Genomic DNA, 7,204 nt, shown 5'->3' on the forward strand with positions numbered 1-7,204 from the left:
ACATTCGAATGACCGAAAAACTCATCGCCCTGATCGATGGCTCGATCTACTCTAGGAGCGTTTGCGAGAATGCAGCCTGGATCGCACGGCGCACAGGCGCATCCGTCGAGCTCATGCACGTTCTCGGCCGAAGGGAAACGGCGAATTCGGACCTCTCCGGTTCGATCGCGCTCGGTGCTCGCACCGCGCTGCTGGAAGAACTGTCGAGCCTGGACGAACAACGCTCGAAGCTGGCGCAAAAGCGCGGCCGTGCCATCCTCGAAGACGCCGAAGAGATTCTCCGCTCCGCAGGCGTCGAGAACGTGACTTCACGGCTTCGCCATGGCGATCTCTTGGAAGAGGTCGCGGCAGCCGAGTCGGATTCGCGCGGCATCGTCATAGGCAAGCGCGGCGAGGCTGCAGATTTCGCCAAATTGCACCTGGGCTCCAATCTTGAGCGCATCGCGCGATCTGCCACGAAACCGGTCTTCGTCGCCGCACGAGCATTCCGCCCGATCGAGAAGATTCTCATTGCTCATGATGGTGGACCGAGCGCGATGAAGGCGGTCGATCATATCGCGCGAGCGCCGCTGTTCTCGGGACTCGATATCCGACTACTAACCGTAGGAAGCGAGAGCGCCGACCTGCGTCGGCGGCTGGAGGACGCAAAGGCGATCCTCAAGGCCGGCGGGCATGACGCGTCGGCCGAAATCGCTCCAGGACAAGTTGAGAAAGCGATCTCGGGGGTGGTGGAGCGCGACGGCATCGACCTTCTCGTCATGGGGGCGTACGGTCACTCACGCATCCGCGCGATGATTATCGGTTCCACTACGGCGGAGATGATCCGCTTATGCAAAGTGCTCGTAGCGCTGTTTCGGTAAGTGGGGCGTCCGCTTTCCGTAACACGACTCCTGAAGCTGCCAGTCCGCTACCCACCAGCCGCGAAGCTTGCTGTCGATTGCCAGATCGAACAGTGCTCGGTAAGGAAGTCACTGCGGCTGAGGGGTCGTCCGCTGACTGTCCGGTTGTGGTCCGAGAGACGGAGAAAGCCGACGTTCGGCCAACGACCCCATTTCGGTCATTCAAGGTGGACTGACGACTTCCCGAAAGCTGACCATTATCGCGTGCAGGCATGGCCCAGTTGTCTATTGGGCTGAGGCGCGCAGCGTCATCGTCATGATGCAAATCACGCCCGAAGCTTTGTACTCTATCGATAGACCGTCGCCATCTTCGCCTTCAAAGACCCGGCCCAGCAGACGCGAGCCGAAGCCTCTGCGGGTCGGTGGCTGTACGATCGGTCCATTTTCTTCTTCCCACCGGATAACGAGACGCTCTCGCAAGCTGTTCGAATGCCGTGCCCAGGTAATGTTGACGCGACCGTCCCCATTGCTCAGCGCTCCATACTTGGCAGCGTTCGTGACCAGTTCGTGGAGAGCAAGCGAAAGCGCAAGACTGGTTTCGGGATGCAGTCTTGTCGGCGGACCCTCGCAAGTCACGCGTTCTTGAAAGCCAACCGAGCATGCCTCACGAACGAGATCACGCACATCCGCACTGTGCCAGCTCTCCTTGTTCAAGATATCGTGGGCGCGGGAGAGGGCAACAAGCCTGGAAGTCAAGGCCTCTTGCGCCTCGTCCTTGGTGGCCGTGAGGCGCATCGTTTGCTGACTTATGGAGAGAACAGTTGCGAGCGTATTCTTGACTCGATGGTTGAGTTCGTTGATCAACAGTTTCCGCTTCTCTTCATCGATCTTTCGTCTGGTGATGTCGATACCGGCTGCCACCGCGCCGTGGACAAGGCCGTCGTTATCCAACAGGGGTCGCGAAGACACAAGAAGCGTGACTTTCTCGCCGTCGCGCAAATATTCCCGCTCCTGCTGGTCGCTTTCGCCCCCGGTGAGGGCATCGATCAGCATGTCGGTTGGAGCAGACTGCGGTCCGATTGTGTCACCTTCCGCTTTCGAGGATGGGGGTTGAACGGCCTTTAATTCCGTGGCGACGGGATTTGCCGCTGTTGTTTCAACATCGGTACCAAAATTGTACCAGACGGCTGCAGGTACGGCCTCCAAGACCCGTTCTAGTTCCCGCGTCCGCGCGACGATCTTTCGGTCGGCTTGAACAAAAGCGTCGCCGATGGAATCGAGTTCTGCAAAGCCCGAGCCGACGGCGGCGGTACGGCCCATTCCAACTTCGGCCGCTGAGGTCATGAGAATGTTGGTTGCGCGGCTGAGCCGACGTGCCAATACGAACGCTGTAACTAGAGCAACGGCCAAGGCCGAAAGAAATCCGAGCGCGATGAGGAGCAACGTGCGCCGCAGTGGCGCGTGCACCTCTGCCAGCGGGATGTTCGCAGCGATGAGCCAGCCGGCGAAATCGAGCCGTGCAAAGCCCGCAAGCAACTCCAGCCCGTCACGGTTGCTGCTGACGAAGCTGCCGCGATCTCCCACTGCAAGTTGGAGATACTCTCGTACACCCGGCGTCCCCGTGAACCGCTGATGCTCTTGGGATCGTGAAACATAGGTCCCATTGCCATCTGCAACTCCAATCACCCAGCCAGGCGGCGCTGCGTTGGCCAATAAGGGGGCAAATCTTGTCGTAGGAACGGTGACAGCAAGCAGAAGGGGGTCGCCATGGTCGAGCTGGACCGGAAGAACAACGGGGACCCGGTACTCGCCGCTGATCGGGCTCTTGTAGACGGAGCCTACCGACGCGGACCCTTGCCGGAAACGTTGCTTAACCTCGTCCGGTATCGGGACTGCGGGAGGCAGTGGCGCGCCGAACGGCACCTGGGTGTTCAGCAACTGCGTTTCGTCCAGCCGCCGCAGCAACACGACCTCGTCATGTCCGGCAACCAGACGTCGCGCTTCCTGATGGAGGCCGCGGAAGTCCTGGTCGCGCATGCTTGTCGAGGTAGCCAATCCGGCGAGTTCCGCCAATAGGATCCGCAGCTCGCTTTCAAGGATTGTGGAGGTCTGCTCGGCAATTCGAATAGATGCGCGCTCGATGCGGCTGCGCTCCCAATCTGCCAGAAACCAGATGAGGACCAGCGAAAATATGGCCACAGGAGCCAGGCCAGCCACGCCGATCAGATAAAGATACCGCCTGAGCGAAACGGTGCTGACCAAATGCGACACAAAAGCCTCTCTTGTTGAGGTCATGTAAGTCGCAACACGGTCATCCCGCAAGCGAAAGACTCCTCTGTTTACAACATGTAGCGTTGATCCACTTTTTTGCTCCCAACCTTGGTCTGGCAGAACTTCTCGGTGCCAGATGGGCTGTTCCGGAGTGACCTGGCTACTTTGCCAGCCGCCTTATTGTTCAAGAACTAGCTGATTGCCCTCGAACTGGTAGCGTTTCAGACTCTTCAGAAAGCTCATCCCAATCAACGCCCCTGAAAGCGCTGCGTCTTGTATGATCACCGCCCCGACGTCCCGAACGGCGATACCGCCGATTTCCAGTTTCGCCAGCGTCACGGGTGCTGCGTAGATCTGACCATTTGCGGTCGTAATCGCCTGGGTAAAGTCGCCCGCTGATACGGATATGCCGGACCGGCGTGCAGTGGACACATTCAAAGCCACTACGCTAGCGCCGGTATCGATCATGGCTTCCACCAGGCGTCCATTGACACGGAAGCTACCACTGAAATGGCCGCTTCGGTCGGCCTCAAGCCTCACGCGGCGGCTCGTTGGTGCGTTTTGCGGATCGCGCTCAAACATGGCCAGCGCCGGGATTTCTTCGATTTTGTCCGATCCCAAGAATCGCTTGGCAAGGCCCGGCATTAAGCCCGGCTGCGTCTCGTGGATGACCGGGACCGCCAGTGCGATCCCAGTGACGACTGAGCCGAGTAACATGATATTCCGTAGCATGATCAACTCCGGGCCCAAGCCAATCCGAGATGCATCCTCTATCGGCCGGTAAACTTAATTGCCGACACTAGGCAGCAGGCGTTTACGAGATGGGAATTCGGCGATTTCTGCGGAGCGATGCGCTGGGGGCCAGACCCGATTGCGCCCGCTCTGCTTGGCGCGGTACAGAGCCGCGTCGGCGTTTCGAATCAAATCCTGACAGCTGAGCGCACTTCGCGATGGCGTAGCGGCTACGCCGATACTGACCGTAACGTTTGGTGCTACCGGACTGTATTTGTGCGGAATGGCTGCCATATCGACGGCAAGACGGACGCGCTCGGCGATGGAGACCGCCCGCGCCATATCCATCCCCTCGCACAAGATTAAAAATTCCTCGCCACCGTACCGAAATGCTCTGTCGTTTGGACCGCGAAGTTCGCCGGCGATCAAAGCGGCAATGCGTTGCAGGCACTTGTCACCAGCCAAGTGCCCAAAGCCGTCATTGTAAGATTTGAAATGGTCGACATCGACCATCATCATGCTGATCGTTCGTGCCGGTCCCGATGCCGGCCAAAGCCGTTCGAGATGACGATCCAGCTCGCGGCGATTGCCCAGGCCAGTCAGAGGATCCTGTCTGGACAATCCTTCCAGTTCGTCCCGTCGTAGCCGGTCCTTCAGCCGAAGAAGATAACCGATGCGAAACTGGCGTTCGAGAGTGTAGTTGGCAACCAGGGTGAACACCGCGCCGCCGCTGAGGATCATCACGCTGCTAAGCGCCGCTTCTGACGGCAAACCGGACATTCGTCCGACAGCAATGGCGTACATCGTTACGATCGTGGTCGATGCCGCGACGGCGTAGGGAAAATGAAGTCGCTGCACCACGTTTGCGAACAGCACGACCAGGATGATCCCATAGTGATGGAAGATCACGAGCGGGCTTTGGCTGGTTGAGGTGAGATAGAGAACACTTGCCGCCACTATGACGCTGATTGTCGCTTGCGACGCCTCGCGGATCCGCGCATGCGGGCGGCGCAGCAGGATCGCGACGATTAAGAGGGCTATCGGCGTGACCAACCCCAAGCGGACAACCAGCGCCGTCTGGAAGATGTCCGGTATCAGACGCCAGTCAGAGATCAAAAAGCAGTCGTAGAGGAAGAGGGCGACGATCCCACAGATGATAAGATGACGGCATCGGGCGGGGCCTGTCTCTAGTTCGTAGTGAGCCTCGAGCATTTCAGTGAACCGCAGACGCCCGCTGGTGGTCGGAAAAGAGCGCTGGAGTTCATCGGCCAATGACGCTGCTTCATCCATTCTGTTCCCCTTCACAGCGAGCCGCGGTTCGACTAGCGAGCCAGCCGCACCACGCGCAACGACTGGGCAATGCCTGAGAAGGCGGCGGCAAGCTTGGCTGAATCCGATGCTTCGTAGTAGTGCGCCTCATCGGTCGCGCACAGTTGAAGCATCTGGCGCGCTGTCGCGTCGTCGACTTTGAAGGCGACCGTGAAGATCTCGATCTGGTTGGCGCTCGCGTAAGTGCAGAGCGAGAGTGTGTCGGCATTCGTCTGCTGGTAGGAACTGGTATCCTTGAGCTTGCCTTTTCCGTTGCCGCAATTGTTGTGGGCGTCCGTACAATCCGTACTCAAGGCGGCTACGGCTGTCTGTTTTTCCGCGGCGTTCAGCGACGGAACGCTGCCGCTCGCATGCTTACCGTTGTTCTTGTTGTAAAGGAGGGTGTTCTCGCCATCCGTCATGAGAACGATCACCTTGCGCGGACGCACATTATTGGCATCGTACGCCAAGCCATCAGCGAACGGCTCCGTCGGCGAGATGGTGTTCAGACCCCAAACCAAGCCAGCGGGAATGTAGGTGTAAGGCTTATAGCTGCCCCGGTTCGGCGACATGGCGACGATCGCGTCCTTGAGCCGCTTCTTGTCACTGGTCAATCGCACGATCGGATTGTGACAGTTCTGGCTGGTTTCCACGTAGCCTGGGTATTTCACGCTCGTGTTATGGTCGCCGAGCCTGTTGTTGCCGCCGGTCCGGGATCCCACGCAGCCGAACCATTTGTAGGCAGTGGTCGAGGTTTTGCCACCGGAACACTGCGGCTGATCGAGTTGGCGGACTTCGGTCTTGGTGCATTCATTGCCGCAGCCGTAGGTTTCTAGAACCCCATCCCGGTACCGCTCGCACGTCCGTTTCGGGTTGCGAGCCAGGCAAACCGTCGTTTCGGTGACGCAGGTTTCCTTGGACGTGCTCGTGTTCGAATAATCATTTGGAACGCTCAGCCAAGAGGCATTGCGGTTATCCGCCCCCACATTGACGTAATCGGCGTAGGGCACGAGCGCGATGCGGACTGAATTGTCCGTCGTGATGAGCAACTCGTCCACGAGACGAGCAGCTGCGTCCTTCAGGGCTTCCATTCGGGTCTGACCGCTGCCATCGGCTTCCGACATCGACCACGTATTGTCGAGCACGAGCGATACCTCGACATTGCCGCGGACGGCCCGTTCAGCGAGAGCAGAAGCCTTGACAGGCAAACGGTCGTAGCCCGCCAAAGCCATGAACGTCGCCGGGATCGATCCTCCGACAGTGACGTCGATCATCTCTGTGGACGTATCCAGCCCATCGAGCCTCAGCTGCTGCACGCGGTTGGTGTTCTGATTGCTGGACAGAAAATCATTCGCCATTTGGGTCAGTTTGGCGTTGCTGCGCTCCTGCGTCGATGCGAGCGACAAAGAGGTCGCATCAGCCATCTCTTGCAAATGCCGCTGTGCAGATGTGTAGCGGGAGTAGTCAACAGCCACTCCGACCGCCAAGCACAACGGGATCAGCAGTACCCCTGACATGATCGCGATATTGCCGGAACGTGATGCAAGAAACGGTTTCAGCATGGCTTGCCCCCAAGACCTGTTGCATCACAGCATCGTGAGGCGGGCGGGTAAACAGGCCCTTGCTGTCATTTGTGCATGTCGAAAGCCGGTTAACGAATCGCGAGCAAGGTTCGTCGCATTCAGAGAACTTCGAGCCGGGTATGCACGCCTATTCACTACGCGCGGTCAGGCAATCCCCGGCGTCCATTCGCAAGCTGATAAGGTCTCCGCTGAGGTCGGCCTTCGTAACATCCCGCCACAGGTGGACATCGGAAGCTACTTATGTGGCTTGAACCAGTGAAGCCCGGCAGGCTGGAATCGAAAACCTCCAGCGCGTCTCATGCACGACGCTCCAAGCTGGTGTGGGCTGCGCCGAAGCCGTCTGCAAAACTCTGGTTGAATAGCCCCGAGTTTCATGGACACCCTCGGGTTACATTTCCTGCTGCCGTTCGAATTCGACGGGTGACAGCATCCCGTTCCTGACGTGCTTGCGCTTCGGGTTGTAGAACATCT

5 protein-coding genes are annotated in these 7,204 nt (G+C 58.7%); 1 reads left to right on the plus strand and 4 read right to left on the minus strand.

What is annotated here, in order from left to right; translation table 11 throughout:
• The first annotated feature begins 8 nt into the window (after nt 1-8).
• Nucleotides 9-860 (plus strand): universal stress protein, encoded by an 852-nt coding sequence (locus tag ACT6QU_RS16775; RefSeq protein ID WP_444565070.1) that lies wholly within the window; start codon nt 9-11, stop codon nt 858-860.
• Nucleotides 861-1,124: 264 nt separating this feature from the next.
• On the opposite strand, the gene ACT6QU_RS16780 is transcribed toward ACT6QU_RS16775, so the two are convergent.
• The 4 genes from ACT6QU_RS16780 to ACT6QU_RS16795 all read right to left on the minus strand — a co-directional run bounded on the left by ACT6QU_RS16780 (nt 1,125) and on the right by ACT6QU_RS16795 (nt 6,712).
• Nucleotides 1,125-3,161 carry a sensor histidine kinase gene (locus ACT6QU_RS16780; protein ID WP_444565071.1) on the minus strand — a complete coding sequence of 679 codons (2,037 nt, stop codon included), beginning with the start codon at nt 3,159-3,161 and terminating at the stop codon, nt 1,125-1,127.
• Nucleotides 3,162-3,287: 126 nt separating this feature from the next.
• Nucleotides 3,288-3,842, minus strand: coding sequence for a TIGR02281 family clan AA aspartic protease (locus ACT6QU_RS16785; protein WP_444565072.1), 555 nt, complete (start codon nt 3,840-3,842; stop codon nt 3,288-3,290).
• Nucleotides 3,843-3,896: 54 nt separating this feature from the next.
• Nucleotides 3,897-5,132 carry a diguanylate cyclase gene (locus tag ACT6QU_RS16790; RefSeq protein ID WP_444565073.1) on the minus strand — a complete coding sequence of 412 codons (1,236 nt, stop codon included), beginning with the start codon at nt 5,130-5,132 and terminating at the stop codon, nt 3,897-3,899.
• A gap of 32 nt (nt 5,133-5,164) precedes the next feature.
• On the minus strand, nt 5,165-6,712 hold the full coding sequence (locus ACT6QU_RS16795; protein WP_444565074.1) for a pilus assembly protein TadG-related protein: 1,548 nt from the start codon (nt 6,710-6,712) through the stop codon (nt 5,165-5,167).
• Nucleotides 6,713-7,204 lie beyond the last annotated feature (492 nt).

Origin of the sequence: Aliihoeflea sp., from assembly GCF_052435475.1 — a bacterium.
GTDB lineage: Bacteria > Pseudomonadota > Alphaproteobacteria > Rhizobiales > Rhizobiaceae > Aliihoeflea.

Excerpts from the sequence above, each read along its gene's own strand:
- ACT6QU_RS16785 (WP_444565072.1), bottom strand. The coding sequence starts at position 3,842 with ATGCTACGGAATATCATGTTACTCGGCTCAGTCGTCACTGGGATCGCA.
- ACT6QU_RS16790 (WP_444565073.1), bottom strand. The coding sequence starts at position 5,132 with ATGGATGAAGCAGCGTCATTGGCCGATGAACTCCAGCGCTCTTTTCCG.
- ACT6QU_RS16775 (WP_444565070.1), top strand. The coding sequence starts at position 9 with ATGACCGAAAAACTCATCGCCCTGATCGATGGCTCGATCTACTCTAGG.
- ACT6QU_RS16795 (WP_444565074.1), bottom strand. The coding sequence starts at position 6,712 with ATGCTGAAACCGTTTCTTGCATCACGTTCCGGCAATATCGCGATCATG.